30 protein-coding genes are annotated in these 25,607 nt (G+C 69.4%); 4 read left to right on the top strand and 26 right to left on the bottom strand.

From position 1 onward, the window contains the following. Nucleotides 1-94 precede the first annotated feature (94 nt). The 17 genes from hypB to AC07EQ_RS41440 form a co-directional block, all read right to left on the bottom strand. Nucleotides 95-775, bottom strand: a complete 681-nt coding sequence (gene hypB / locus AC07EQ_RS41520) for a hydrogenase nickel incorporation protein HypB (RefSeq protein ID WP_478393277.1) — start codon at nt 773-775, stop codon at nt 95-97. Then, nucleotides 776-1,105, bottom strand: a complete 330-nt coding sequence (locus tag AC07EQ_RS41515; RefSeq protein ID WP_478393276.1) for a hydrogenase maturation nickel metallochaperone HypA/HybF — start codon at nt 1,103-1,105, stop codon at nt 776-778. A 3-nt stretch (nt 1,106-1,108) separates the two neighbouring features. Further along, nucleotides 1,109-2,197, bottom strand: a complete 1,089-nt coding sequence (hypE, locus tag AC07EQ_RS41510; RefSeq protein WP_478393275.1) for a hydrogenase expression/formation protein HypE — start codon at nt 2,195-2,197, stop codon at nt 1,109-1,111. Continuing rightward, on the bottom strand, nt 2,194-3,321 hold the full coding sequence (gene hypD, locus AC07EQ_RS41505) for a hydrogenase formation protein HypD (protein WP_478393274.1): 1,128 nt from the start codon (nt 3,319-3,321) through the stop codon (nt 2,194-2,196). Before hypD ends, hypE begins: the two co-directional genes overlap by 4 nt. A gap of 12 nt (nt 3,322-3,333) precedes the next feature. Next, on the bottom strand, nt 3,334-3,603 hold the full coding sequence (locus AC07EQ_RS41500; protein ID WP_358573892.1) for a HypC/HybG/HupF family hydrogenase formation chaperone: 270 nt from the start codon (nt 3,601-3,603) through the stop codon (nt 3,334-3,336). Beyond that, complete coding sequence (locus tag AC07EQ_RS41495) at nt 3,581-4,273, bottom strand: D-sedoheptulose-7-phosphate isomerase (protein ID WP_478393273.1); 693 nt, start codon at nt 4,271-4,273, stop codon at nt 3,581-3,583. Before AC07EQ_RS41495 ends, AC07EQ_RS41500 begins: the two co-directional genes overlap by 23 nt. A 6-nt stretch (nt 4,274-4,279) precedes the next feature. Beyond that, complete coding sequence (locus tag AC07EQ_RS41490; RefSeq protein WP_132487838.1) at nt 4,280-4,501, bottom strand: hydrogenase assembly protein HupF; 222 nt, start codon at nt 4,499-4,501, stop codon at nt 4,280-4,282. Further along, nucleotides 4,498-5,118 (bottom strand): D-sedoheptulose-7-phosphate isomerase, encoded by a 621-nt coding sequence (locus AC07EQ_RS41485; RefSeq protein WP_478393272.1) that lies wholly within the window; start codon nt 5,116-5,118, stop codon nt 4,498-4,500. The genes AC07EQ_RS41490 and AC07EQ_RS41485 overlap by 4 nt, the downstream gene beginning before the upstream one ends. 154 nt (nt 5,119-5,272) lie before the next feature. Continuing rightward, complete coding sequence (locus AC07EQ_RS41480) at nt 5,273-6,016, bottom strand: hypothetical protein (RefSeq protein ID WP_478393271.1); 744 nt, start codon at nt 6,014-6,016, stop codon at nt 5,273-5,275. Then, nucleotides 6,013-6,552 carry a hydrogenase maturation protease gene (locus tag AC07EQ_RS41475; protein WP_478393270.1) on the bottom strand — a complete coding sequence of 180 codons (540 nt, stop codon included), beginning with the start codon at nt 6,550-6,552 and terminating at the stop codon, nt 6,013-6,015. Before AC07EQ_RS41475 ends, AC07EQ_RS41480 begins: the two co-directional genes overlap by 4 nt. A 265-nt stretch (nt 6,553-6,817) precedes the next feature. Further along, a complete protein-coding gene (locus AC07EQ_RS41470; RefSeq protein WP_478393269.1) occupies nt 6,818-7,024 on the bottom strand; it encodes a hypothetical protein in 207 nt (68 codons plus the stop codon). Beyond that, the gene (locus AC07EQ_RS41465; protein ID WP_478393268.1) at nt 7,017-7,616 is read right to left on the bottom strand and encodes a DUF5947 family protein; all 600 of its coding nucleotides are present in this window, start codon (nt 7,614-7,616) and stop codon (nt 7,017-7,019) included. The genes AC07EQ_RS41470 and AC07EQ_RS41465 overlap by 8 nt, the downstream gene beginning before the upstream one ends. After that, the gene (locus AC07EQ_RS41460; protein ID WP_478393267.1) at nt 7,613-8,161 is read right to left on the bottom strand and encodes a NifU family protein; all 549 of its coding nucleotides are present in this window, start codon (nt 8,159-8,161) and stop codon (nt 7,613-7,615) included. The genes AC07EQ_RS41465 and AC07EQ_RS41460 overlap by 4 nt, the downstream gene beginning before the upstream one ends. Then, nucleotides 8,154-9,956, bottom strand: coding sequence for a nickel-dependent hydrogenase large subunit (locus tag AC07EQ_RS41455; protein WP_478393266.1), 1,803 nt, complete (start codon nt 9,954-9,956; stop codon nt 8,154-8,156). Before AC07EQ_RS41455 ends, AC07EQ_RS41460 begins: the two co-directional genes overlap by 8 nt. A 35-nt stretch (nt 9,957-9,991) precedes the next feature. Next, complete coding sequence (locus AC07EQ_RS41450; RefSeq protein ID WP_478393279.1) at nt 9,992-11,041, bottom strand: NADH-quinone oxidoreductase subunit B family protein; 1,050 nt, start codon at nt 11,039-11,041, stop codon at nt 9,992-9,994. Between the two features lie 35 nt (nt 11,042-11,076). Next, nucleotides 11,077-11,265 carry a hypothetical protein gene (locus AC07EQ_RS41445; protein WP_478393265.1) on the bottom strand — a complete coding sequence of 63 codons (189 nt, stop codon included), beginning with the start codon at nt 11,263-11,265 and terminating at the stop codon, nt 11,077-11,079. Continuing rightward, nucleotides 11,265-11,537, bottom strand: coding sequence for a hypothetical protein (locus AC07EQ_RS41440; RefSeq protein WP_478393264.1), 273 nt, complete (start codon nt 11,535-11,537; stop codon nt 11,265-11,267). Before AC07EQ_RS41440 ends, AC07EQ_RS41445 begins: the two co-directional genes overlap by 1 nt. Before the next feature lie 387 nt (nt 11,538-11,924). Between AC07EQ_RS41440 and AC07EQ_RS41435 the strand changes: the two genes are divergently transcribed. Beyond that, a complete protein-coding gene (locus AC07EQ_RS41435; protein WP_478393263.1) occupies nt 11,925-12,491 on the top strand; it encodes a hypothetical protein in 567 nt (188 codons plus the stop codon). 630 nt (nt 12,492-13,121) lie between these two features. Here the strand turns inward: AC07EQ_RS41435 and AC07EQ_RS41430 are convergent. Beyond that, a complete protein-coding gene (locus AC07EQ_RS41430; RefSeq protein ID WP_132487858.1) occupies nt 13,122-14,012 on the bottom strand; it encodes a VOC family protein in 891 nt (296 codons plus the stop codon). 52 nt (nt 14,013-14,064) lie between these two features. Then, complete coding sequence (locus tag AC07EQ_RS41425; RefSeq protein ID WP_478393262.1) at nt 14,065-15,249, bottom strand: acyl-CoA dehydrogenase family protein; 1,185 nt, start codon at nt 15,247-15,249, stop codon at nt 14,065-14,067. A gap of 278 nt (nt 15,250-15,527) precedes the next feature. Here AC07EQ_RS41425 and AC07EQ_RS41420 point away from each other — a divergent pair, with 278 nt between their 5' ends. Further along, on the top strand, nt 15,528-15,986 hold the full coding sequence (locus AC07EQ_RS41420; RefSeq protein ID WP_478393278.1) for a MaoC family dehydratase: 459 nt from the start codon (nt 15,528-15,530) through the stop codon (nt 15,984-15,986). A 77-nt stretch (nt 15,987-16,063) separates the two neighbouring features. Here AC07EQ_RS41420 and AC07EQ_RS41415 read toward each other — a convergent pair whose 3' ends face one another. From AC07EQ_RS41415 to AC07EQ_RS41405, 3 genes are all read right to left on the bottom strand, one after another. Continuing rightward, a complete protein-coding gene (locus tag AC07EQ_RS41415; protein ID WP_478393261.1) occupies nt 16,064-16,438 on the bottom strand; it encodes an SgcJ/EcaC family oxidoreductase in 375 nt (124 codons plus the stop codon). A gap of 107 nt (nt 16,439-16,545) precedes the next feature. Continuing rightward, nucleotides 16,546-16,785: a hypothetical protein gene (locus AC07EQ_RS41410; protein ID WP_478393260.1), complete on the bottom strand. Its 240-nt coding sequence runs from the start codon at nt 16,783-16,785 to the stop codon at nt 16,546-16,548. 12 nt (nt 16,786-16,797) lie between these two features. Further along, a complete protein-coding gene (locus AC07EQ_RS41405; protein WP_478393259.1) occupies nt 16,798-17,964 on the bottom strand; it encodes a 3-ketosteroid-9-alpha-monooxygenase, oxygenase component in 1,167 nt (388 codons plus the stop codon). A 302-nt stretch (nt 17,965-18,266) separates the two neighbouring features. On the opposite strand from AC07EQ_RS41405, the gene AC07EQ_RS41400 reads away from it, so the two are divergent. After that, on the top strand, nt 18,267-19,067 hold the full coding sequence (locus tag AC07EQ_RS41400) for a mycofactocin-coupled SDR family oxidoreductase (protein WP_478393258.1): 801 nt from the start codon (nt 18,267-18,269) through the stop codon (nt 19,065-19,067). A 382-nt stretch (nt 19,068-19,449) separates the two neighbouring features. Here AC07EQ_RS41400 and AC07EQ_RS41395 read toward each other — a convergent pair whose 3' ends face one another. The 4 genes from AC07EQ_RS41395 to AC07EQ_RS41380 all read right to left on the bottom strand — a co-directional run bounded on the left by AC07EQ_RS41395 (nt 19,450) and on the right by AC07EQ_RS41380 (nt 24,193). After that, nucleotides 19,450-20,235: an SDR family NAD(P)-dependent oxidoreductase gene (locus AC07EQ_RS41395; RefSeq protein ID WP_478393257.1), complete on the bottom strand. Its 786-nt coding sequence runs from the start codon at nt 20,233-20,235 to the stop codon at nt 19,450-19,452. Next, nucleotides 20,232-21,542 carry an MFS transporter gene (locus tag AC07EQ_RS41390; protein ID WP_478393256.1) on the bottom strand — a complete coding sequence of 437 codons (1,311 nt, stop codon included), beginning with the start codon at nt 21,540-21,542 and terminating at the stop codon, nt 20,232-20,234. The genes AC07EQ_RS41395 and AC07EQ_RS41390 overlap by 4 nt, the downstream gene beginning before the upstream one ends. A gap of 183 nt (nt 21,543-21,725) precedes the next feature. Continuing rightward, the gene (locus AC07EQ_RS41385; protein ID WP_478393255.1) at nt 21,726-22,253 is read right to left on the bottom strand and encodes a nuclear transport factor 2 family protein; all 528 of its coding nucleotides are present in this window, start codon (nt 22,251-22,253) and stop codon (nt 21,726-21,728) included. Between the two features lie 389 nt (nt 22,254-22,642). Beyond that, nucleotides 22,643-24,193: an FAD-binding protein gene (locus AC07EQ_RS41380; RefSeq protein WP_478393254.1), complete on the bottom strand. Its 1,551-nt coding sequence runs from the start codon at nt 24,191-24,193 to the stop codon at nt 22,643-22,645. 434 nt (nt 24,194-24,627) lie between these two features. Here AC07EQ_RS41380 and AC07EQ_RS41375 point away from each other — a divergent pair, with 434 nt between their 5' ends. Beyond that, complete coding sequence (locus tag AC07EQ_RS41375; RefSeq protein WP_478393253.1) at nt 24,628-25,473, top strand: glucose 1-dehydrogenase; 846 nt, start codon at nt 24,628-24,630, stop codon at nt 25,471-25,473. Nucleotides 25,474-25,607: the final 134 nt, after the last annotated feature.

The following is a 25,607-nucleotide window of genomic DNA, read 5'->3' as shown; positions in this document are numbered from 1 at the left end:
CCACAGGCCCGCGCAACGCCACAACGTCGGCAAGAGCACCAAAAGAGCACTCAGTCTCACCGCAAGCCGAAAACCGACAGGTTAAACAACAAGCTCAGGCAAGCACCTGCTTGTCCAGCCAGGCGTACCAAGCATCGAGGCCTTCCCCCGTCGAGACCGACAGGGGCTGCACCCGGGCGCCGGGATTGGCGGTGGACGCGGCGTCGGTGAAGCGGTCCACGTCGAAATCGACGTGGGGCAGCAGGTCTATCTTGTTGAGCAGCACCAGGTCCGCCGAGCGGAACATGTGCGGGTACTTCAGGGGCTTGTCCGCCCCCTCGGTCACCGAGGCGAGGACCACCCTGGCGCGCTCACCGAGGTCGAACAGCGCCGGGCACACCAGGTTCCCGACGTTCTCGACGAACACCACCGAACGGTCCGGCGGTTGCAGGGCGCGCAGGGCGTCGGACAGCATGGCCGCGTCCAGGTGGCATCCCGTGCCGGTGTTGATCTGCACCACCGGGCATCCGCTCTCCCGCAATCGTGCCGCGTCCAGGCCCGTTTCCTGATCGCCTTCGACGACCGATAGCGGGGCGCCGTCGAATTCCCGCACGGTGCGGGCCAGCAGGCTGGTCTTGCCGGAACCGGGCGAGCTCATCAGGTTGATCAAGGCGATCCCCCTGGACTGCGCGCGGTCCCGGTTCTCGGCGGCGAGCCCGTCGTTCTTGGCCAACACCTGCTGCTCCAGGACCACCGTCCGCGGCGATTCCTCGTCACAGCCGCACGTGCCGCACATCTACCCCACCTCCACGGCCTTGATCCGAAGTTCTTGTCCGGCGAGGATCGCGATGTCGACGCCGCCGCACGGGCAGCGCGCGAACAGCTCGTCCATCGCGATCTCCTGTCCGCACGAGCGGCATTCACCGCGCCCGGCCGGTTCTGCGATGTCCAGGTCGGCCGCCGACAGCCGGGTGCCGTCCGCGACGAGCTCGAAGCAGAACCGGATCGCATCCGGCACCACGCCGGAAAGCCGCCCGATCTCCAGGTGCACGCGCTCGATGACCGGCTCGTCCACCGCCTCCAGGACGGCGTCCACGATGCTCTGGGTGATGCCTAGCTCGTGCAAGGCTCAGCAGATCCGCGGTAGTGGATCGCCGACCAGCAGATCGACGATCCGGGTGCCGCCGAAGGTCGTGTTCAACAGCACCAGCCCGGGTGGATCGTCAGCGATGCGCCCGATCAAGGCGGCCTGCTCCCCCAGCGGATGCGCGCGCATCGCCTCCAGCGCCGTCTCGGCCTGCCCGCCCGGGACGACCGCGACGATGCGTCCCTCGCAGGCCACGTAGAGCGGGTCGATGCCCAGCAGTTCCGAGGCGCCCCGGACCTCGGTGCGCACCGGTATCGCCGCCTCGTCGACGACGACGGCCACCTGAGCGGCCTGGGCGATCTCGTTGAGGATCGTCGCGACGCCGCCGCGCGTGGCGTCACGCAGCGCTCGGACCTCCGGCACCGCGGCGAGCAGGTCCGCGACGAGCCCGTGCACCGGCGCGGTGTCGGAGACCACGTCGGAGTCGATGTCCAGCTCGCCCCGGGCGAGCATCACCGTCACGCCGTGATCACCGATCGGTCCCGAGACCAGCACGGCATCGCCGGGACGCGCGGTGCGGACACCGAGCCGGTGATCGGTGTGCAGAACGCCGACCCCCGAAGTGTTGATGTAGCAGCCGTCGGCCTTGCCCTTCTCCACGACCTTGGTGTCGCCGGTGACCACCTCGACGCCGGCCGCCCGCGCCGCGGTCGCCATCGACTCGACGATGCGGAGCAGGTCGGCGACCGGAAACCCCTCCTCGATCAGGAAGCCCGCCGAGAGGTACCGCGGCGTCGCACCGGAGACCGCGAGGTCGTTGACCGTGCCGTTGACCGCCAGGTCGCCGATGTTGCCACCGGGGAAGAACAGCGGTGACACCACGAACGAGTCGGTGGTGAACGCCAGCCGCCCCCCGTCGACCGCGAGTTCCGCGCCGTCTTCCAGCTGCTCCAGCACTTCGTTGCGGAACGCCTCCAGGAACACGGCCTCGACGAGCGTCTGAGTCGCCTTCCCGCCGGATCCGTGCGCGAGCGTGATCCGCTCCTCCTTCACCTTCGGCTTGCGGCGGCGGGCCTTCTCGATCCGGTCGAGCACCTGCTGCTCGCCGTCGCCCCGGCTCCCAGTGCTCACGTCCGGCTCGCCTCCTTGACCCGGTCCCGGCTGAACCGCCCGAAGTTGTAGTACGCGGCGCACGCGCCCTCCGGCGAGACCATGCAGGTGCCGATCGGTGTTTCCGGCGTGCAAGCGGTGCCGAACACCTTGCACTCCCACGGCTTGAGGACGCCCTTGAGCACCTCGCCGCACTGGCATGCCTTGGGGTCGGCCACCCGCACGCCCGGCAGCTCGAAGCGCCGTTCGGCGTCGAACCGCGCATAGGCGTCGCGGAGCCGCAGCGCCGAGTGCGAGATGAAGCCGAGGCCGCGCCACTCGAAGTACGGGCGCAGCTCCATCGTCTTGGCGATCGCTTCCAGGGCGGTCGTGTTGCCGTCCCACGGCACCACGCGCTTGTACTGGTTCTCCACCTCGCAACGGCCCTCGGCCAGTTGCTTGAGCAGCAGGTAGATCGACTGCATGATGTCCAGCGGCTCGAAGCCGGAGACCACCAGCGGCTTGCCGTAGTCCCGGGCGATGAACTCGTACGGCCGGCAGCCGATCACCGTCGACACGTGCCCCGGGCCGAGGAATCCGTCCAGCCGCAGGTCCGGGGAGTCCAGGATCGCCTTGATCGCCGGGATGATCGTCACGTGGTTGCCGAAGACGGAGAAGTTCTCCAGCCCTTCCTGCTCGGCCCGCAGCAGGGTCATCGCCGTCGACGGGGCGGTTGTCTCGAACCCGATGGCCATGAACACCACGTGCCGGTCGGGGTCCTGCCGGGCGAGCTTCAACGAATCCAGCGGCGAGTACACCATCCGGATGTTGGTGTCCTCGGCGTTGGAGTCGAAGAAGTTCCCGTTGCCGCCGGGCACGCGCATCATGTCGCCGAAGGAGGTCATGAGCACCCCGGGCCGGCGCGCGATGTGGATGGCGTCGTCGACCCGGCCCATCGGGATCACGCACACCGGACACCCGGGTCCGTGCACCAGCTGCACGTTCTCCGGCAGGTAGTCCTCGATGCCGTGCTTGTAGATGGTGTGGGTGTGCCCGCCGCAGACCTCCATGAACTTGTACTGCCGTCCCGGCTCGCACAGCGCGGCGATCTCGGCGGCCAGCGCTCTCGCCTTGTCCGCGTCCCGGTACTCGTCGACGAATCGCATCGGTCCCCCCACTCACTCGATGCGCGAATCCTGCAGCGCGTCGATCTCGTCGGTGTAGGTCTGCCCCAGGCCCTCCAAGAACTCCAGCACCGCGCGGGCCTCCGCCTCGTCTATTGTGGACAGCGCGAAGCCGACGTGGATCAGGATCCACTGCCCCGGTTCCGGTGGTTCCCCGAGGAGCCCGATGTTGATGTTGCGGCGGACTCCGCTCACCTCGACCTTGGCGAGGTCCGGCCGGTCCGGGAGGATCGCCAGGACCTCACCGGGGATCGCCAGGCACATCGGCTGCTCCTCCCGCTTCGTCCAACGCCAGCACGGTCATCTCCCAAAGCGCGTGGTAGAGCGTGGTCTGCGCCTCCTGGATGCGGTGCACCGAGGCGGACGGCACCACGAAGAGGTGGTCGATGTGCTCGGATTCGGCCATCCGGCCGCCCTTGTCGCCCGCGATGCCCACGGTGAGCAGCCCGCGCCGCGCGGCTTCCTCGAAGGCCCGCAGCAGGTTCTCGGAGTTCCCGCTGGTGGACAGGCCTACCGCGATGTCCTGGCGGCGGCCGAAGGCACCGATCTGGCGGGCGAACACCACGTCGAACCCGATGTCGTTGGACAGCGCCGTGACCACCGCGATGTCGCTGGTCAACCCGATCGCCGGGAGGGCGCGCCCCGCTCCGCCCGGGCTCAGGAACAGGCTGGCGAGGTCTTGGGCGTCGGTGGAGCTGCCGCCGTTGCCGAAGGTGAGCAACCGGCCGCCGCGCGCGAAGCGGTCCGCCATCGCCGTTGCGCACGCGATGATCTCGCCGCGGTACCGGTCCAGGACCTCGCCGCGCAGATGCACGATCTCCCGCGCCTTGTCCTGTGTGGACACCCGGACTTCGTCGAGCACCGCATCGACATCGCCCGCCGCCCTCGACAAGAACGGGTACAGCGAGTCCACGGCATCAGTACCGGTATCCACGAGCGGTCACCCCTTCACGATCCCGATCGACTCACCCGCGTGGACCAGCACCGTGTCCCCGGGACGAGCCGGCACCAGCGCGACGCTGACGACTTCCTCACCCGCTTCGGTGGCCACGGCCGCGAGCCCGTCGTCCAGCAGCCGCAGGACCTCGACCGCGACGACCTCGTCCGAGCAGGTCACGCACGAATCCCCGCGGCAGGTCTCCGCGGGTTCCCCGGCCGTCATGCGATCGCCTCCCGCCGCAACGCGCCCGGGTGTTCGAAGAACACGTGAACCAGTTCCCAGAGGATGTGGTAGGTCGTCACGTGCACTTCCTTGACCACCCGCGGGTCCTGCGCGGCGGCGATCAGCACGTGGTCGAGCCCGGCGCGGGCGATGCGTCCGCCGTCGCCACCCAGCAGGCCGACGGTCAGCAGGCCTTGCCCGCGCGCTTCGGCCAGGCCGCGCAGCACGTTCCCGCAGCCGCCGTCGGTGGAGATGCCCAGCGCGATGTCGCCGGGGTCGGCGAGGTGGCGGATCTGGTGGGCGAAGATCTCATCCAGGCCCGCTCCGGTGGCGACGCCGGTCACCGTTGCCACGTCCGCGGTCAACGAGATCGCCGGCAGCGCCCGCTTGCCCACGATCACGGGGTGCACGAACTCGACGGCCACGTGCTGGGCGTCCGTGCTCGGCCCGCCGTTCCCGAACACGATGAGCTTGCCGCCCTCGTGGAACCGGGTGGCCATCGCATGGCACGCGCGTGCGACCTGCTCGGCGTCCCCCACCAACGCCTGCAGCGGTGCCACCCGTCGTTCGAAGATCTCGTCGACGGCTCGCCCGGCGGCCTCCTCGGACCACGGCATCAGGTCACATCCTCACTCGCGATCATGCGGCGCCCCCCGTAACGACTTGCGCGGCGGAGCGAGTTCAACTCCCGCGCCGCGCCTGAGACGCTAAAGGCGGTGCTCCGCCGGGACAACTCGATCTGCTTTGCCCTCAACGACGTTCGAGTCGCTTTCACATGTCGTGCGGGCCGCCCGCGGCCGAACCACGAGACCCGCTCCCGCGGCGGGCATCGCCGGACCGCGTGACACGCGGCTCCCATCCTTCTCCCGCGCCTGACCCCCGGATCGGGCGACCGGCCAGCACATCGTCCACAACGGACAGGACCACACCGGCGATGCGCGCTCCACCGTCCGGTTCACCGCGTTCCGCGTCGCCGCAGCCGACCACGATGACCTGCCCGCACCGGTGAGCCGGGGGCAACGGCAGATCCGCGGGCCCGGTGGTGCGGACTTCCCCGATCGGCCCGGCGCGCAGCACGACAGCGGCATCGAACTCCTCGAGCGCCCGCGCCAGGTCCTGTCCTCGAACACCGAAATCAGCGACGCGCACCCCGGGCGGGAAGTCGCACCCACGCAGGTGCTCGACAACCCTGCGCACCGCGCGTTCGCCCGGCTTGCCGGCGTCGTCGCCGAGGCCTGCGACGAGGACCCGGTGCTCACCCGCGTCGGAAACCGGTTCGAGCTCGTCCGGGTCGAAGAAGAACCGGTGGCCCAGTTGACTCATGCGACCGAGGTCCGCCGCGGTGTCGCCGACCAACGACACGAGCACGTAGACCCGGCCGTCCGCCCCGCGTTCGACGCCGTCCACTTCGGCGAGCCTCCCCGCCAGCGCGATGTCCACGATGTCGGCGCGCCGGGAAGGCCGCAGCCGGACCCGCATCCCGACGGCCGGAAGTGGTCCGGCGCCGGAGGTCACGGCGTCCCCCGCGCGGTGTCCAGATCGGCGACGAGCTCGCGAACGACGGCCGCGGCCGCATCGACCGACTCCGCCACCGGCTCGGTGAGCCCCCACCGGTAGGAGCAGTCCGCGGGTTCGCAGCCGACTACCAGGGCCCTGCGCAGCGGCACGCCGAAACCCGCGCAGCAGCCGAGCACCGAGTCCGGGTTCATGCCGTGGCCGTCCACGCCGGCGGCAGGTTCGATCGTCGCCAGGTCGGGTTCGAGCACCGAGACGGTTCCCGGCACCTCCCCACGCGCCACCGCGTCGACCAGGACGAGCACGTCGTAGCCGTTCATCAGCTCGCACGCCAGGTGCATGCCCCGGATGCCGAAGTCCGCGACCGTCGCGCTCGCCGGCGGATCTTCCGCCAACCGGGCGGCGACCGCGACACCGAACCCGTCGTCACCCAGGAAGACATTTCCCACGCCTGCGACCAGGATCCGCGACCCCGCCAGTCCGGGAGAACGTCCTTCGCGCAGCACGGCATCCGGCACCACACGCGCCTTCCCCATGGCCATGAATCATCCCGTCCGTCGAGGACATCGCATCGGAGTGTCCGCGAACCACCTTCGGTCTCGGGTTCCTTCTACCGGACCGATTGCCGCTAAGCCGCGCTCTTCCGACGCGCATCTCCACGGACGCTGATGGCCATCCGCCACATCCTGATTTCTCGCACCAAACCGGGCAGTTCTCTCAGCAACAGGGCCGTCAATCCGGCGCCGATCAAGACTGCCTGCAATATGAGGACTTTCCTCGCCATTCGAGCCTCCCTCCCGATCAACCCGGCGAGACGTTCGGCATGATCTCGAGAATCGCGTTGTGGTGCTTCGACTGGATCCCGGTCGAACGGCGGGCGTCGGCCGTGCCATCGGCGTGGTGCCCCGCCTGCCGCCGGGACGGGCCCCGGTTCCCCTGATGCAGCCCCGGGACGTGACTGGGCGTATCCACCTTCACGTCCTGCTTGCCTACCTTGATCTCACCCATCGCAACTCCTCCGGTCTTCGGCCAGCGCCGCGAAGAACCGCTCGATCGCCGGCCACACGGTCGAACCGCCGGACAGCCCGCTCCACTCCTGGCGCACCACGGCGACCAGCCGGAAGCAGTCCTCGATGGGAACGATCCAGTGCTCCCGCTGCCCGCGTGCGGTGTTCACCAGCAGCGCCTCGACCTCCCGGGCCATCGTCCCGAGCCGAGCGTGCCGGTCCACGACCTCCAGCCAGACTTGCGGATCGACCTCCCACTCCGTGGCTCCCACCGGGCTGGGGTAATGGGCGACCACCGTGCCGTCCGACTGAATCGTGAAGAAGGCCAAGCCGACCGGGACGCCCAGGTCCGCCGTGGGAACGGGCCCCAGTCGCTGCCGCCGCTGCGGCACGAGCCGGTAGTGATCGCCGCCGGCGGCATCCCGGTCGAACAGCACTGAACATGCCCGGCAGGCGCACATGAGCTCACGCCGCCCCAGGTCCAGCACGTGGCGGTGCTCGTCGGGCACCGGAGCACCGCAGACATCGCAAGGCTGCCCTTCCGCACGCCGGCGGGCTTGCCGAGCCAAGCGCTCCAATGCCGCGGACCTCACGTCTGCCTCCGCGCGCTGCCCCGGGCACGGCTCAGCACGGCATCCACCGGGATCATCGATGGCGAGGCCGGCTGCGCCACGTCGACCTCGGCCACCTCGGGCACCAGGGCCAACACCGTTTCGGTGATCGCTTGCGCCACGTCGGCGGGCGTCGACGAACAACTCCCGTGCACTCCGGTCAGCCGCACCCGTGCGACGTTCCCCGCCACCTCGGTCAGCTCCACCTGTCCGCCGCGCGACTCAACGTGCGGGCGGACATCGTCGATGGCCTGCCGCACGCGCTCGGCCACCGGATCCGGATGGATCTCGTGCAGGACCATCAGGTGCTTCAGCAACTCGTCCCTGGCGAGCGTTCGGGCGAGCGGCCCGCCGAGGTCCACGACCCTGCCCAACGCCTCGCCGTAGACCTCGATCAGGATCTGCACCGATTCCATCGCCGCGTCGGCGGTCGGCCCCGGCGCCTGCTCGACGGTCGCGAGCAGGTCATCGACCCGGGCGAGCCGCTCCTGGACCGCCGCGTCGTCGAGCCTGCTCCGGTCAGGCATGTGCTCCTCCGAAGGTGGGCGAATGCACTTTCCGGAGCTCTCGGCCGCCTCCCAGGTACATGTGCACGCCGCACGGCAAGCACGGGTCGAAGCTGCGCACCGTGCGCATGATGTCGATGCCCTTGAAGTCGTCGGCTCCGTTCTCCTCGAAGATCGGTGTTCCGCCCACCGCGTCCTCGTACGGGCCGGGCACGCCGAAGCTGTCCCGCGGACTGGCGTTCCACGGGGTCGGCGGGTACGGGTGGTAGTTCGCGATCTTCTTGTCCTTGATCACCAGGTGGTGCGAGAGCACTCCGCGGACCGCCTCGTGGAACCCGCATCCGATGGCCTCGTCGGGCACCTCGAAATCCGTGAAGATCCGGCTGTCGCCGGCTCGCACCTGCTCCAATGCCTGCTCGGTGAAGTGCAGCGCCATGGCCGCGGCATAGGCCACGAAGTACACCCGGGCCCGGTCCCGCTCGATCGCGTTCGACAGCGGCTTTCCCGCCTTGTCGTGCGGAATGCTCCATTCGAGCGTCGTCTCGGGCAGCTTGTCGCTGCGCGGGAGGGAGATCTGCACGCTCGACCCGGTCGCCCGGACGTAGGGCGTGTCGACGAGACCGTTCAGCGCGGTGGACCACAGCCGCGCCAGCGGCCCGCCGCCGGTGTCCAGCGCCAGGTGGTTCTGCCCGTCGAACCACCGCGGGCTCATCACCCAGCTGTAGTTCCCGTCGAAGTCGCGCTTCTGCGGAACGGGCACGGTCGTCTGGTTCCACGGGTGGCGCATGTCCACCGGGTTCCCTAGGGGATCGCGGGTCACGAACGGTTCCTCGTTCGCCCAGTCCTCGTAGAACGAGCTCCCGAGCAGGATGCGGATGCCCAGGTTGATGTCGACGAGGTCGTTCGTGACGAGTTCCCCGTCCACGATGACGCCGGGCGTCACGAACATCGCCTTGCCCCACTCGCTCATCGTCTCGTACCGGTAGTCGCAGACGTCGGTGTTCTGCCACGCCCCCCAGCACCCGAGCAGCACCCGGCGCCTGCCGACCTCCTCGTACCCCGGCAGCGCCTCGTAGAAGAAGTCGAAGACGTCGTCGTTGAGCGCGACGGACTTCTTCACGAAGTCCAGGACCCGCACCAACCGGGACAGGTAGTCGGTGAAGGTCGTCGGCTCGGGCATCGTCCCCACCCCGCCCGGGTACATCGTGGACGGGTGCACGTGCCTGCCTTCCATCAGGCAGAACATCTCCCGGGTCACCCGGCTGATCTGCAGGGCCTCCTTGTAGATCTCGCCCTCGAAGGGGTTGAACCCCCGCATGATGTCGGCGATCGTGCGGTAGCCGTGCACATCCCGGTGCCTGGCCTCGGCGGACTCCGCGCGCCGCAGCAGCGCCGGGTTGGTCTCCTTGACGATCGCCTCGCAGAAGTCCACGAAGACCATGTTGTCCTGGAAGATCGTGTGGTCGAACATATACTCGGCCGCTTCGCCGAGGTTGACGATCGTCTCCGCCAGCGGCGGCGGTTTGATCCCGTAGGCCATCTGCTGGGCGTAGTTGGAGCACGCCGTGTGGTTGTCCCCGCAGATGCCGCAGATCCGGCTGGTGATGAACCCCGCGTCGCGCGGGTCCTTGCCCTTCATGAACACCGAGTAGCCGCGGAACAACGATGACGTGCTGTGGCATTCGGCGACCTCGCCGTTGGCGAAGTCGATCTTGGTGTACACGCCGAGGTTGCCGATGATCCGGGTGATCGGATCCCAGTTCATCTCGACGAGCTTGCCCTGCTTCGGTTCAGCGCTGGTTCCGCGATCGGCCATGGTCCGGTTCTCCTGCTCTCGTCGTCAGCCACTGCCTACGGACGCCAACGGGGGTCGTACCCACTCGTCAGCACCGGCTGCTTGTGATGCCACTTCGGTTCCTTGTTCGCGACCCTGTTGGTGATGCCGCGCATCCGCCGGATGAACGATCCGTAGGGCTTGGCGAGGATGCTGGACAGGCTCGCCCCCGTCGGTTCGTCCATGAACGGCATGAACATGTCCGGGAATCCCGGCATGGTGCAGCCGATGCAGATGCCGCCCACGTTCGGACAACCGCCGACCCCGGAAATCCAGCCGCGCTTGGGCACGTTGCAGTTGACCACCGGACCCCAGCAGCCGACCTTCACCTGGCACTTCGGCGAGTTGTAGTCCTTGGCGAAGTCGGCTTGCTCGTAGTAGCCCGCCCGATCGCAGCCCTCGTGCACCGTCTTGCCGAACAGCCACTGCGGCCGCAGCTTCTCGTCCAGCGGCGGCGCCGGCGCGGCTCCCGCGGCGTGGTACAGCAACCACGTCAAGGTCTCCATGAAGTTCTCCGGTTGCACCGGGCACCCCGGGATGTTGATGATCGGGAGGCCGCCGCGGGACTTGAACTCCCAGCCCAGGTAGTCGGCGAGCCCCATGCACCCGGTGGGATTGCCTGCCATCGCGTGGATCCCGCCGTAGGTCGCGCAGGTGCCGGCCGCGACCACTGCCCACGCCTTCGGCGCGAGGCGGTCGAGCCACCAGTTCAGCGGCAGCGGCTCACCGGTCTCCGGATCGTTACCGAACGACGTCCAGTACCCGTCGCCTTCGATGATGTTCTGGTTCGGGATGGAGCCCTCGATCACCAGGACGAACGGCTTCAGCTCCCCGCGCGCCGCGGCGCGGAACGGCTGGAGGAAGTCCTCCCCACCGGGCGTGGGCGAGAGGACCTTGTTGTGCAGATTGACCTTCGGCAGCCCCGGAATGAGGCCGAGCACCACGTCCTCGATCGCGGGTTGTCCCGACGCCGTCACCGACACGGTGTCGCCGTCGCAGCTCATCCCCTCGGAGATCCACAGGATGTCGATCTCCTCGAACCCACTTCGTCGCGCGGCGCGGCTCATCTCCTGCTTCCGCGTCTCCAGCTCGTCGTCGGCAGTCATGTCGCGGGCCTCCCCTGCAACCGATCCCGTATCCGGTCGTACCCGAGCAGTTCCTTCTGGCGGAGTTCGTCCAGCAACGTGCCGGCCCGCTCGTCCCCTTCGCACAACCTGTCGAGCGAGTCGTGGTCCCCGCACAGCTGCTCGACCATGCGGTGGTCGTGTGCGATCAGGCCCTGCTGCTGCATCAGGCGCCGTCCCCTCGTTCCCCGGTGGCGTCGTGCAGCGAGCGCATCGTGCCGTGCAGCCGCGCCAGGACCTCCGGCGGCATGCCGTCCACACGGTCGAGGATCTCGGCGGCACGAGGATCGGTGGCGCGCGCTTCGCGCTTCTCCGCATCGGTCAGCGCGAGTGTCAGCAGGGACAACATCTCGTCGATCTCGGTCGCGTCGTGCAGATCACCCGGGCTTTCCGGGGCGACCTCGGGGTGATCGGGCAGCAGGATGGGCGAGGACAGCACCAGGTCGGCGTCATCGCCGATGAGGACCGGGAACGCGTGGATGTTGCGACTGGCGGCCACTGCTGCCGAGAGCTCGCCGGACGGTTCCATCATGGAGCAGAACTCCAGTCCGCGTCCGCTGATCAGCAAGTGGGTGGCCACCAACGAACGCCGCAGCGCCGCCGGACGGGACGCATCGGCATCCACATCGCGATCGCGATTCTCGACTCGCACGCGCAGGCGGTAGGCCCCGTCTCCTACCCTCTCGGCGACGGCTGACAGCGACGCGGTGAGGCCCTCCGAGCGCCGCACAATCCGCTCGCTGTCGCCGAGCGGCTCGGCCTCCATGGCATCGGGAAGTTCGATTTCGCGGGTAAGTCCACCATCGAGGAGCTCTGGCAGCTTCGCGTGCAGATCGAACTGCTGGGGCGCGGCTTCCTCCGTCGACAGGTGCCGCGTGCCGTCGACGTCCAACGAATCCACCGGGACGAATTCGCCGTCGACAGCGCGTTCGGCGGTTCGCGCCACGACCCGCAGGAAGCGGAGCCGGATGCCGGCCTCGGCCTCTTCGAGCTCGCCTCGAACCTGGAACAGGCATTCCGTCTGCTGCTGCCACGATTCCACCGAACCCGCCACCACCGGCGGCACCGGGCCATCCGCCTCTACCCACCGGCGCGGCGCGAGGATGCCGAACTGCCATCGCACGCGGTTCTTCCCCGACGAACGCCGATACGGGTAGAGCAGGTAGCCCTCGTAGAGCACCGCGTCGGCAACCGCTTGAGCCCGCGCGAACCCCGTGCCGGGTTCAACGGGCCCGGGTCGGCTGTCCTTCGGTACGAAGCGCATCGGTTTCTGCCCCCAGCTTGGCTGCTGCCGTGCAGAAGCAGGATCGTGCGCTTCCCGCTGATCAACGGTTGCCCCACGGCAGTCCTGATATTGATCCGGTTGTCACCGTCGTCCCCACAGACCCGATGACCGGACCGGAGCCGCAACGACGCGGAGGTGCTGCGCGATCCGTCCAAGCTACGGCGGCGGCCGCAACGCCCACAAGTCGATCTGCCCGCACTCGAACAGGCCTCGCAACCGCGACGACGACGGCGCGGCCGGAGATGTTCCGCGCGGCCGGAGTTCGGGTACCCACGCGCGGAGCCCGGTGTTCACCGGCGCGACGCGCCGACCGTCGGCCCGAGAAGCGCCCATGTCCGAGAGATCCACTGAGGACGGGGAAGATCTGCCTTCTTCCACAGCGCTCTCCGCATCTCATTGCGCACGAGCACGCGGCATCGGCTGATATGCGCGGAGACCGACACGGAATGCTTGCCTGCAAGACGCGTGCGGCGATTCGGGCAGGTCTACAGACCTGGATGCGGGACCGACCCGGCCCGAAAAGCCAGGCCAGTCCCGCTCAACACCAACGCGAAACCAGCCGTCCGAACGGATGGCGGCCGCTTCTGCCTACCCCGCAACGAGCGCGAAACCCATCCGCCACCGCAGTCCACGTCCGGTCTCACTCTCCAGGACTAGGAACACCGTTGAGCGGCAGCGGGCACAACAGCGAAGCGCGGCGCGGTGTTTCTCCGCGCCGCGCTTCGTTGTCGGGTCAGGTCAGCTACTGAAGTCCCACTTGTGGCCCCAGTAGCTGTCGGCCGTGATCTCCTCCGCCGAGTAGGCGGATTCATCGACCAGCATGCCAGCGCAACCGACTTCGAGGTCCCAGCCGCCCGGGGTCCGGACGTAGAACGACACCATCTTGTCGTTCGTGTGACGCCCCAGCGTGGACGACACGTGGTAGCCGCCCTCCATGACCCGGTCCAGTGCCCGGCCGACCTCGTCGAGGGTCTCGCACTCGACCATGATGTGGACCAGGGCCGGGGACTTGAGATCCGGCGACGGCAGCAGCGCGAGGCTGTGGTGCCGCGCGTTCACACCCATGAACCGGAGCCGGACCGGGCCGTACTCCGGGGGTGCCGGCAGCCGGAACGCCCCTCGCGGCAGGAAACCGAGCGTCTCGGCGTAGAAGCGGTACGCCTCGTCCAGGTCGCTCACCGGCACCACGACGTGCCCCAGCCCCAGCGCCCCGGTGACGAAGCGGTTGCCGAACCGCGTCGCGACCGGGCTGTGGTCCAGCGCCGGGCCGTGGAAGATCTCCAGCGGGGTGCCGCCCGGTGCTTCGAAGGTGATTCCCGCCTCCACCCGGCGGGTATCGGCCTCCTCCAGGGTCAGCGGTTTCGGGGCGAGCCCGGCCGCCTCGACCGCGGCCTGGACCCGCTGGAGGCCCAGGTGGTCGCGGACCTCCCAGCCCACGGCCTCCACCCGGTCCACGTCGCCGGGCAGGACGACGATCCGGCCGATCCGCTCGTCCACGCGCAGGTACAGCGCGTCCTCTTCCGGCCCGCTGCCCTCGGCGAAACCGATGGTCTCGAAGGCGAACTTCCGCCAGGCGTCCATATCCGTGGCGCGGATCCGGACGTAGCCCAGTGAGCTGATGTCGGTCATGCCCTTCCTCTCTCCGTGCAATAGGCGCCGGACGTGGTCGGCGCGGCCAGGTTCAGATCAGCGCCCGCAGCGGCCCGTCCGGTTCGATGCCCAACGACGTCAAGGCGTTCGAGTGGTAGATCGAACCGGGGATGTGGATGGCGTGCTGCAGGCCGACGTGCGCGTCGCGCCAGAAGCGCTGCATCGCGTTGTTGCGGCGCACCGCATTCCCGCCGGACCGGGCGAAGATCTCGTCGACCGCGGACACCGCGCGCCACGCGCAGCGCACCTGGTTCCGGCGCACCACCGACCGGTCCTCGAAGCTGATCGGCCGGCCCGCGTCGGCCATGTCGTAGAGCCGGCTGACGCCGTCGAGCAGCTGCGTGCGCGATCCGGCGATCTCCGCGGCCGCTTCCGAGATCGCGTACATGGTGTGCGGGTCGTCGCGGACCCGGGTCCCGGCCGCCATGACCCGGTCCCGCTGGTAGTCGAGGTGGCAGGCGAGCGCGCCTTCCGCGATGCCGATGACCGCCGCCGTGATGCCCAGCGGGAACATCGTCCAGAACGGCAGCCGGTACACCGTGTCGGTCCGGCCGGCGCGCTCGGCGGCCAGCTCGCCCTGGGCGACCTCATCGGCGTCGATGGTCCGGTACGCCGGGATGAACGCGCCGTCGACGACGACGTCCTTGCTCCCCGTGCCGCACAACCCGATGACGTCCCAGGAGTCCTCGATGATCGTGTAGTCCTTCCTCGGCAGGACCACGTGCATCGTCTTCACCGGCTGGGCCGGCTTGCCGTCGGCGTCGCCGAGCAGTGCACCGAGGAAGATCCAGTCGCAGTGGTCGGTTCCGGAGGAGAACTGCCACCGGCCCCGGAGGACGTAGCCGCCGTCGGTCGGGGTGGCCACGCCGCTGGGCATGTACGGGGAGGCGATCCAGGTGTCCTGGTTCTCTCCCCAGACCTCCTCCTGGAGCCGCCGGTCCATGAACGCCATCTCCCACGGGTGGACGCCGCCAACCCCGCACACCCATCCCGTCGATCCGCACGCCTTCGCCACCGCCATCACGGCTTCCGCGAAATCGCGCGGGTGGGCTGCGTGCCCGCCGAAGTCGGTCGGCTGCAGCAGCCGCATGACCCCGGCTTCGCGCACCAGCTTGACGCTCTCATCCGCCAGCTTGCCGAGGCGCTCGGTCTCTTCCGCGGTCGCTGCGAGCCGGGCAGCGACCTCCTCCACTCTGCGAACCACATCGTGCGCCATGCAGGCACCTCCGGAAATGGACAAGACGGCCGCACCCGCCACCGATGTGCCAGGGCGTGCTAGACGCTAGGTTCGGCTTCCGGGCCGCTCCCACCGCTGCTCCCGCTGACCGAGACCGACCTGTGCGCCCGGACTTCCGCGGCTGTGATGCGGGTCCGCGGCCGCACAGCTTCCCAAGCAAACGCTTGGCCAGATATGCTCTCGGCGCCGAGATGGAGCTGGCCGGTGCCGCGGGCACGGCGGGAGGGCAGGACAAGGTGGCCGAGGAATCCGGGGGCATGGCCCCGTTCACCGTCGACGGGCTCGACGAACTCCGCGCGTCCGTCGGCACGACCCTGGGCCCCACCGCGTGGCTCCCGATCGACCAGGCGCGGATCGACGGCTTCGCCGACGTCACCGGCGATCACCAGTGGATCCACGTCGACCCGGTGCGGGCGCGCGAGTCCGCGTTCGGGTCGACGATCGCGCACGGCTACCTCACGCTGTCGCTGTGCAACTACTTCCTGCCCCAGCTGCTGTCGGTGCGCGGCGTCAGCATGGGGGTCAACTACGGCGCCGACCGCGTCCGCTTCCCGGCGCCGGTGCCTGCCGGATCCCGCATCCGCGGCCGCGGCGAGGTCCTCGCCTGCGTCGACGTGCCCGGCGGGGTCCAGGCGACGATCCGGATCACCGCGGAGGTCGAGGGCCAGGCCAAGCCGGCGTGCGTCGTCGAGACGCTCAACCGCTGGCTCGCCTGACCCGGAAACCCGGTCGTGAGTGCAAAACCCGGCTCTAACACGATTTTGCACTCACGACGGACAGTCCGCGCGTGCCGTCACGAGGCGGACCACACGTCCTCGGGGCTCCAGAACGCCCGCATGCTCGTGATCCGCCCGGCCTCGTCGAAGGTCATGACGTCGATCGGCTCGATCTCGACCGCCCCGTCCGGCGTCTCGGTGCGCACGCGGAAGTGGAACGCGGCGTTGTCGCCGGCCACCCGCACCGCGATCAGCTCGCTCTCCCGGCGCAGGTTCTCGATGGCCGAGTAGAACTCGGCGATCGCTCCCCGGCCGCGCAACGGCTCACTGCCCACCGGATCTTCGAGCGTGGCGTCCTCCGCGTACAGCGCCGCGATCTCCGCCGCTCCCCCGGTCCCGATGGCCTTCACATAGCGCGCGACGACGTCGCGGATGACGGATGGCTCCGGCATGTCCGATGTCCTCTCCTCGTGGTCGGCCCGCGCGGCTGCGGGCCGGTGGCGGTGATCCGGATCGGCCGACTCCTCGCACCGGCTGCGAGGAGTCGGCCTTCCCGGGATCACGGCTGCGGAACGCGGATCCGTCCATCGCGCACCGCTGTTTCGATGCTGTCGCGCAACTTCAGGCAGGTCAGCACCGTTGCGCGGTCGGCGGTCGGGCTCTGCGCGAGCTCGACGCACTGCTCGGTGTCGGACGTCCACTGCACGAGCGTGTGGGCCAGGCTGTTCTTCTTGACCAGCACGCACGTCCCGCAGCTGTGGCAGGACACGGGCTGGAGCGGAATCTCCTCGTCGGTCATGGATCGCGCCGATCAGGCGGTGGGGGCGCTGTCGTCGACGATGATCCGGCCGTTGGCCAGGTTGTCATCGACCTCGGCCTGCCAGAACTGGATCGCCCGCTCGGTGTCGATCTCGAACTCGAACCGCTGGGTCATCTCCGGCTGGACGTCCTCGACATCGACGTAGAACTGCTCGTACCAGCGCCGGAGCTGGTAGACCGGCCCGTCCTCCTCGCACAGCAGCGGGTTGTCGATCTTCGCCTTGTTCTGCCAGATCTCGACGTCCTGCAGGAAGCCCTTCTCCACTCCCACGGCGAACGCCTGGGCCATCTGCTCGGCCTCCTCGTCGGACATGCCGTCCGGCTTCTTGACCATCGCGCCCCACTGCAGCACGAAACTCGTGGGCGACACCGGGTAGTGGCAGTTGATCAGCACGGTCTCGATCGTCTGGTCCCCCACGTCGCTCCACAGGTAGTCGATCATGTAGGAGGGTCCGTAGTAGGAGGCGCTCGAACGGAGGCTGCTGTCGTCGGAGTAGTTCGTGCCGATCTTCACGTCCGGCCGGGCCTTGCTGTGCATCGTCTGGGTGGCGACGTGGCCCTCGAACACGTTCTTGAAGTACGTCGGGAACGAGTAGTGGATGTAGAAGAAGTGCGCCATGTCCACGACGTTGTCGACGATCTCCCGGCAGTTCGATCCGTCGATCCGCAGCGAGTTCCACGTCCACGACGTCCACTCGTCCGAATCCGTGCCGGGGATCTCCGGGATCGTCACGTCCGGCGGAGGCTGCTGCCCCTGCGGGTCGTTCCACACGAACAGCTGCCCGTTGCGCTCCAGCACGGTCCACGCCTTCGTGCGGGCCCGCGGCGGCACCCGTCGCGCGTACGGGATGCTCGCGCAGCGCCCGCTGCCCGACCAGCGCCAGTCGTGGAACGGGCAGGCGACCTCGTCGCCCTTCACCTCGCCCTGGCTCAGGTCGCCGCCCATGTGCGGGCAGTACGAGTTGAGCACGTTCAACTTCCCGCTGCTGTCGGCGAACACGACCAGCTTGGTGCCGAACGCCTCGATCGCGTGCGGTTTTCCGTCCCGGTAGTGGTCGGCAAGGCCGAGGCAGTGCCAGCCGCGTGCGTAGCGAACCGGCGGCGCCGCCGCCTCGATCACCCGCACCTCGTTCTCGCCCGCCGCCTGCAGTGACGTCATGAGGACTCCTTTGCCTCCGTCTTGCCAAAGCTCATCAATGGTGGGAAGTCCGGGCGGGGCGAAAACAGTCGACCTCCCGCTCACCGAGACCGATCTCGGCCGGCGCGGGCCCGCCCGCGGGTTCCGGTGGTCGCCATGGACCGCAACCGAAGATGAACCGGCACTCGGCCGGTCATCGCAGCGTCAGCTCTCGTCCGACGGGCCACCCCGCTGATAACGTAGCAAGCGCTTGGTCGTTACAGCGCGCGCCGGGCGGCTGGGCCACCGTGCCGCCGATGACGGAACCGTTCAGGAGGAAACCCATGAGACTGTCCGGGAAAGTCGCTTTCATCACCGGCGCCGCGCAGAGCCAGGGCCGCAGCCATGCCGTGCGGCTGGCCGAGGAGGGCGCGGACATCATCGCCGTGGACCTCTGCCGGCAACTCGACATCGTCAAGTACCCGATGGGCACCGAGGAAGGGCTGACCGAGACCGTCCGCCTGGTCGAGAAGCTCGGCCGGCGCATCCACTCGGCAGTCGCGGACGTGCGGGATGAGGGCGAACTCGCGGCCGTCGTCGACGCGGGCGTTGCCGAGCTGGGCCGCCTCGACATCGTGGCGGCGAACGCGTCGATCTGCACCACGCAGCCGTCCGAGGACCTGACCCCCGAGATCTGGCAGACCACGCTGGACATCAACCTCACCGGGGTGTGGAACACCTGCGCGGCCGCCATCCCGCACCTGCTCGCCTCGGGCGGCGGCAGCATCGTGATCACCGGCTCCACCGCGTCCCTCAAGGGACTTCCCTTCTTCCTGCCCTACGTGGCGGCGAAGCACGCGGTGGTCGGCATCGCGCGATCGCTCGCGCTGGAGTTCGCCGACCGGGGCATCAGGGTGAACACGATCCACCCCACCGGCGTCGACACGCCGCAGGGGCACTCGCCCGTCCTGCCGACGCTCCTGGAGAAGCGGCCGGATCTGGGGCCGCTGTTCATGAACACCCTTCCGGTGGAGCGCGTTCAGTCGATCGACATCAGCAACGCGCTGGTGTACCTGGCCTCCGACGAAGCCCGGTACGTGACCGGCGCGAACTTCCCGGTGGACGCGGGCAACACGATCCGCTGAGCGATCGGGCCGCCTTGCGGCTCGTTCCCGAATCGCGCGCGGGACGTGCCCGCCGGCGACCCAGAACGCCGTTTTCGCGCGAAACCGGCGTTCCGCGTGAGGGCGGGGCGCCGGTTTCGCGCGAAAACGCCACCGGCGTCAGGCACCGGGCGCTTCCGGATGAGACGGGGCGGGGCCAGTCTGAAACGACCTGTCGAGACGCGGTGAGGACGCCGGGATCGACGCGATCCCGGCGTCCTCACCGGCTCCCGGGAACTGGACGGTCCGCTGCACGATGCTGCGAACGCCGCGGCGATCGCGGCCCGAACAGCGTGCTGGCCGCCCGTTGTCCCAGCCTGATCAGCAGGGACTACGGGCGGCCATCGGCTCAGCCCTTTCGGCGTCAGTCGGCGAGTGAGCCGAGGCGGTCGCTCGCCGTGACGCCGCCGTCGACGAACATCGTGCTGCCGGTGACGAAGCTGGCTTCGTCGCTGAGCAGGAAGCGGACGACGGACGCGACCTCTTCCGGTTGCCCGACGCGCCCGAGCATCGCATCGCCGCGCATCCGGGCCGTGCGCCGGGTGTCGGCGAGGCTGCGCTCCAGCATCGGCGTTTCGATGTACCCGGGGCAGACCGCGTTGACCCGGACCCCGGCCGGGCCGAACTGCGCGGCCAGTGACCGGGTCAGCCCGAGGACTCCCGCTTTGGAAGCGCTGTAGGACGGGATGTTCGCCTGCCCGAGGGTCGCGTTGATGGACGAGATCGCGACGATGGCCGAGCCCGGCTGCGCCTCGAGGTCCTCGGCGAGCGCCGCGGCCGCGTAGGCGTACGCCGTGAGGTTGACGTCGAGGACGCGCTGCCACGCCTCGCGCGACAACTTCGTCACCGGCGTCGAGTCGACAACACCTGCGGCGTGGACGAAACCGCCGATCCTGCCGACGACCCGTCGGGCTTCGCCGAGGACGTCGTCGTACCGGGCCACGTCGGCGACATCGATCCCGGCCACGGCGACCGGCGTCTCGTGGTCGTGCTCGATCTGCTTCGCGACGGCGGTCGCGCCCTGCTCGTCGCGATCCCACAGCACCACCGGTCGACCGGCGGCCGCCAGGGTGCGGGCGCAGGCCGCGCCGATCCCGGATGCCGCGCCGGTGACCAGCACCGGCGTCTTCGGAGATGTCCTGGCACTCATCGCGTTTCCTCCATGGTCGCACCGGAATCCGATCGGCCCGCGACGGCCGGGCCGTCGTCGGTGAGGTCGCGGCCCCTGGTCTCGGCGATGAGCCAGATCGACACGATCGTGATCGCCGCCGACAGGGCCGCGATGGCGGTCAGCGGCAGGCTCGAACCCCCGGTGGCGGCGACGAGGCTGGTGGCGATCAGCGGGGTGAAGCCGGCGCCGAGCAGGCTGGCGAGCTGGTAGCCGAGCGAGACACCCGTGTACCGGACGCGGGTGCCGAACATCTCCGAGAGCATCGGTGCCAGCGGCGAGTACATCAGGTTCTGCAGCACCTGGGCGATCATCAGCCCGACCGTCATGACCACCACGGACCCGCTGTCGACCATGACGTAGAGCGGCAACGCGAAGAGCACCGTGCCGACCGCGCCCACCATGACCACGCGGCGCCGCCCGAACCGGTCGGACAAGGCGGAGAACAAGGGGATGCAGACGATCGAGACGGACACCGTGAACAGCAGCGCCCGCATGACATCGGACATCTGGTACCCGAGCCCCGTGGCGTAGGCGATGATGTGCGAGCTGGTCAGGGCCGTGAGCGCGAAGGGCCCGATACCGGCCGCGCACGCCAGGACGAGCGCGCGCGGCTGCCGCAGCAGCTGCAGCGCGGGCACCTTGGGCTGCGCCTGGGATTCCGCGGCGGCAGCGGCCTCGCGGAACACCGGGCTTTCGACGACGCTCAGCCGGACGTACAGCCCGATCATCAGCAGCACCGCGCTCAGCAGGAAGGGCACCCGCCAGCCCCAGGAGAGGAAGGCCTCGCTCGGCAGGAGGGTCACCACCGTGACCGCGGCGGTGGAGAGCAGGAAGCCGAACGGCGAGCCCAGCTGCATGATCCCGACCCACGCCCCTCGGCGCCGGGAGTCGGCGTGCTCGATGACCATCAGCGCCGCCCCGCCGTACTCCCCGCCGACCGCCACGCCCTGCACGATGCGCAGCAGGACGAGCAACACCGGGGCGGCGAAGCCGATCTTGTCGTAGGTGGGCAGGACGCCGATGAGGAAGCTGGCGCCGCCCATCAGCATCATGGTCACCACGAGCATCGACTTGCGCCCGAGCCGGTCGCCGAAATGCCCGAACAGGAGCCCGCCCAGGGGGCGTGCCACGTAGCCGGCCGCCAGCGTCCCGAAGGCGGCGACGGTCGAGACGCCCGGGGTGAGCGCCGGGAAGTAGAGCTTCCCGAACACCAAGGCCGCCATCGTGCTGTAGAGCAGGAAGTCGTAGTACTCGATGACGGTGCCCAGCAGGCTGGAAAGCGCCACCTTGCGCAATTGTGCTGACCCGACGGAAGACGGGCCGGCACCCGTCGGGGTTGGTTCCTGCGAGTTCATCGGGGGCCTCCAGCCGATACCCGACCAATGGGGAATTTCCTATGTGGACCGTTCACCGGTCGCACCGCGCGGCGATCGAGGAGGAACGCCGCGTGTCGTACGGCAGAGCGCCCGCTACAGCCGGCCGCGGAGGTACCCGAAGAACCCGGGCGTCTTGGTGACGCGGAGGCGGGTGAGCTTGCGGTAGCTGATCCGCCACCGGCCCTCCACCTTCCGGTATTCCTCGTGGTAGTGGCCGTAGCCGTGCATGTGCTCGGTGACATCACCGTGCTGCCACCAGAGCTCGTCCTCCATCGCCCAGATCCCGCGCGCGGTGGTCGGGGAGGTGAGCTCGATCTCTGGCATGTGCCCGTGGTGCACCGTGGTGACCTTCGTGTCGCCGTCGAGGAGCCCGGAGATCGCCTTGGTCAGCGCCTCGGCGCCGACCACCTTGTTCCCCTGGCCGTCCGCCTGCGGCCGGTTCTCGTCCGGAACGTCGGCGTAGGACTCGCTGACCACGTCGTCGGTGTGGCACTCCGCGTAGCGGTCCCACTGCTTGGTGTCCATCACGCGAAGGCGCCTGGCGAACAGGGACTGGATCTCCGAGATCGCCAGCAGCTCCTCGGCCGCCGACGGCGTCGCATCCACGGGAACGCTCGACATGCCTTTCCTCCTGCGTCGTCATTGACGGTGACCGGCAGTCGCGGTGGCGACGACCTCCGCCCGAAGTGCACCGGGCGGCGCGCGGACCCGGCGGGCGTTCAGCGTTCAGCCCGCTTCGTTTTTCCGCGAATTGCCCAAGCGCTTGCTTGATGGCGGGAAGGTTAACCACGCGCCGGGGAGGCGTCAAGGCGCAGGCCGCGTTTCCGTCGAGCGAGGTCGCGGCGGGCGCCGCGAGGAGGGGCCGGAACCGGTTCTCCGGAAACCGGCCCGCAGCTCGCGGCGATCATCGAATTCGAAACCTTCGAGCGGGGTTCTCCCCGGCGCTCCATGCGTCGGGGCGGCCCCGTTCGCGCAACGCGGCGGTCAGCACGACCCGCCGGGCGCCGTGGTCATCGGGCGAACATGTCCAGCGCGGCGAGGTGGCTGAACACCATGCACGATCCGATCGGATTGCCCCCACCCGGATACGCGGTCCCGCTGACCGCCGCCATCGAATTGCCCGCGGCGTAGAGGCCCGGAATCGTGCTTCCCGACGTGTCGAGCACCCGGGCCCGCGCGTCGGTGCGCAGGCCGCCCTTGGTGCCGAGATCGGAGATCCCGAACGCCGCGGCGTGGAACGGCCCCTTCTCGATGGGGACCAGCGGCGAGCCGTCCCCGGCGAACGCCCGGTCGTACGGCTCGGCACCGCGGTGGAAGTCGTCATCGGTTCCGGCGGCCGCGAACGCGTTGAACCGCGCCACCGTCCGCACCAGGTTCCCGGCCGGGACACCGATCTGCTCGGCGAGCTCGCCCAGGGTGTCGGCGCTGAACCACAGGCCGGCGTCGACGTAGTCCTCGGTCTCCCCCATCGGGACGCTGGTCGAGCGCACCGGCGGCCGCGCACCCTCGCGGTCGTCGTAGATCATCCAGAACGGCAGCGTCACGCTGCCGTCGCCGATGCGGTCGATGACGACGCGGCCGATCCGGTCGTACGGCCAGGACTCGTTGACGAAGCGCTCCGCGTTGTCGTCGACGAAGATCCCGCCGGTGAACCACAGCGAGAACGTCGACGTCCTATCGGGGTGGGTGATGCCGGGCGACCACCACGCCTCCGACATCAGGTCGGTGTCCGCGCCGGCGTCGATGCCGGCCTGGATCGCCTGGCCCAGGTTGCCCGACGGCCCCATGGCATCGCGCGCCGCCCCCGGAACCTGGTGCTCGGTCCGCATCTGCTGGTTCCGCTCGAACCCGCCGGAGGCGATCAGCACGCCCCTGCGGGCGCGGATCCGGTGCCGCCGGCCACCCTCGTCGACCACGGCACCGACCACGACGTCGCCCTCGCGCACCAGCTCGTCGCACACGGCGCCGCGGCGCATCCGAACGCCGTCCTGCTTGGACAGCGCGAGGAGCAGCCTGCCGATCAACGCCTGCCCACCGATGAGCAGGTCGGCCAGTGGATTGCCCGCCCGGTCGACGTCCAGCGGCGGCCGGAGGGAGTTCCGCAACGCGCCGAGCCGCTCGGACTCCAGCGGCGTCGGCATGATGTGCCGGCCGGTCGCGCTCGCCTTCGGGGCGGACCCGAAGTAGTCCGGCCACGGGTAGACCAGGAACTCGAAGTCGTCGTCGGCTTCCAGGTAGTCGACCAGCCGTCCGCCGTTGTCCAGGAACGCGTCCTGCAGCTCCCGGGGCGTGCGATCCCCCACCACGGCGCGGAAGTAGGTCTTGGCGTCCGCCAGGGTGTCCTGGTCACCGGCCCGCCGGAGCACCGCGTTGCCCGGGAACCACAGGCCGCCGCCGGAATACGCCGTGGTGCCGCCGAACTTGTCGGTCGCCTCGGCCACGATCACCGAGAGCCCCTCCCGGGCCGCGGTGTAGGCCCCGGTCAGCGCTCCGCCGCCGGAACCGATCACCAGCACGTCGCACTCGTCGTCCCAGCGGTTCGAAGTCTCGTCCGTCGCCATGGGGTCACGATGCTCCCGGGCGGCTCCGCCGTGCCGATTCGATCCCACTGACCAAGACGGACATTTCCCGCTCGCGAAGCTGAGCAAGCGCTCGGGTGGGAGCGTCCGGGGCCCGCTGCGGGCCCGGTGCGGTGCGGATTCCCGATGAGCGGGAGGCCTGCGGGCGTTCGGCGGGCAAGGCTGGAAGCCTGGTGCTTTCGGGTGGCGCGGGCGCCGGCGATCCCGCCCAATTCGGGCCATTCCGCCAGTGAGCGTTGTCCATCCTGGTCGGCCCGCAGCCGCGGGTCGCGAAGCCGCACGTCGATGGGGGTGTCGCAGGCGCCGCAGGCATTGGCCGTACCCCGAGTCCAGGCGGGCGCTGCAACTCCCGCAGGGGCCGCTACCCGCACCGCCACGCAAAACGAGGTTGGAAGACCTCATTGAGAGGGAAGCCGATGGGACGACTCGATGGCAAGGTGGCCATCATCACCGGCGCCGCGCAGGGCTTGGGCGCCGCCACCGCGCGGCTGTTCGCCGCCGAAGGTGCGGCCGTGGTGCTCGGTGACGTGCTCGTCGACGCGGGGAAGCAGGTCGCGGACGAGATCGGTTCGCGCGCGATGTTCCAGCAGATCGATGTCCGGGACGAGGCGGACTGGCGCGCGTTGATCGCCGCGTCCGCCGACCGGTTCGGCGGCATCGACATCCTCGTCAACAACGCGGGAATCCTGCATTGGGCGGAGATCGAAGAACTTTCGGTCGCGGACGCCCAGCAGGTGCTCGACATCAACGTGCTCGGCGTCCTGCTCGGCGTCAAGGCCGTGGTGCCGACGATGAAGGCGGCGGGGCGCGGCGTGATCGTCAACACCTCGTCGGTGGACGGGCTCCGCGGCGTCAGCGGCCTGGCCGCGTACTCGGCCAGCAAGTGGGCGGTGCGCGGGTTGTCCCGCTCGCTGGCGTACGAGCTGGGGCCGTCCGGAATCCGCGTGTGCACCATCCATCCCGGCGGGATGAACACCGCGATGGGAAATCCAAATCCCGCCGGTGAGTCCGGCGAGGCGCTGCAGCAGCACTACGTCGACGTGCCGTCGCAGCGCATCGGCGAGCCGGACGAGATCGCCCAGGTGACGCTGTTCGCGGCCAGCGACGCGGCGAGCTACCTGTCCGGGGCGGAGATCGCGGTCGATGACGGCTGGTCGGCCGGAACGTACTACCCGACGCTGCCCGGCGCGCCGGACGGATCGCGAGCGGGACGGCGAGCGGGACCCCGTTTCGCGCAGCGGTGCATCCTCGCTAGCCGGTGAGCAGTGAACGGCCTGTTCACCTCGATAGGCGAAGTGAACGGTCCGTTCGCTCCATCCGCCCAGCATCGGCGGGCACCGCTGGAAGTGGAGTGAACGGACCGTTCGTCCCGATAGACGAGGCGAACAGGCCGTTC

The sequence above is a fragment of the Saccharopolyspora sp. NPDC045839 genome (assembly GCF_056431645.1).
Note: the sequence above shows the minus strand (reverse complement) of the source record. Positions and strands in the feature narration are given on the sequence as shown.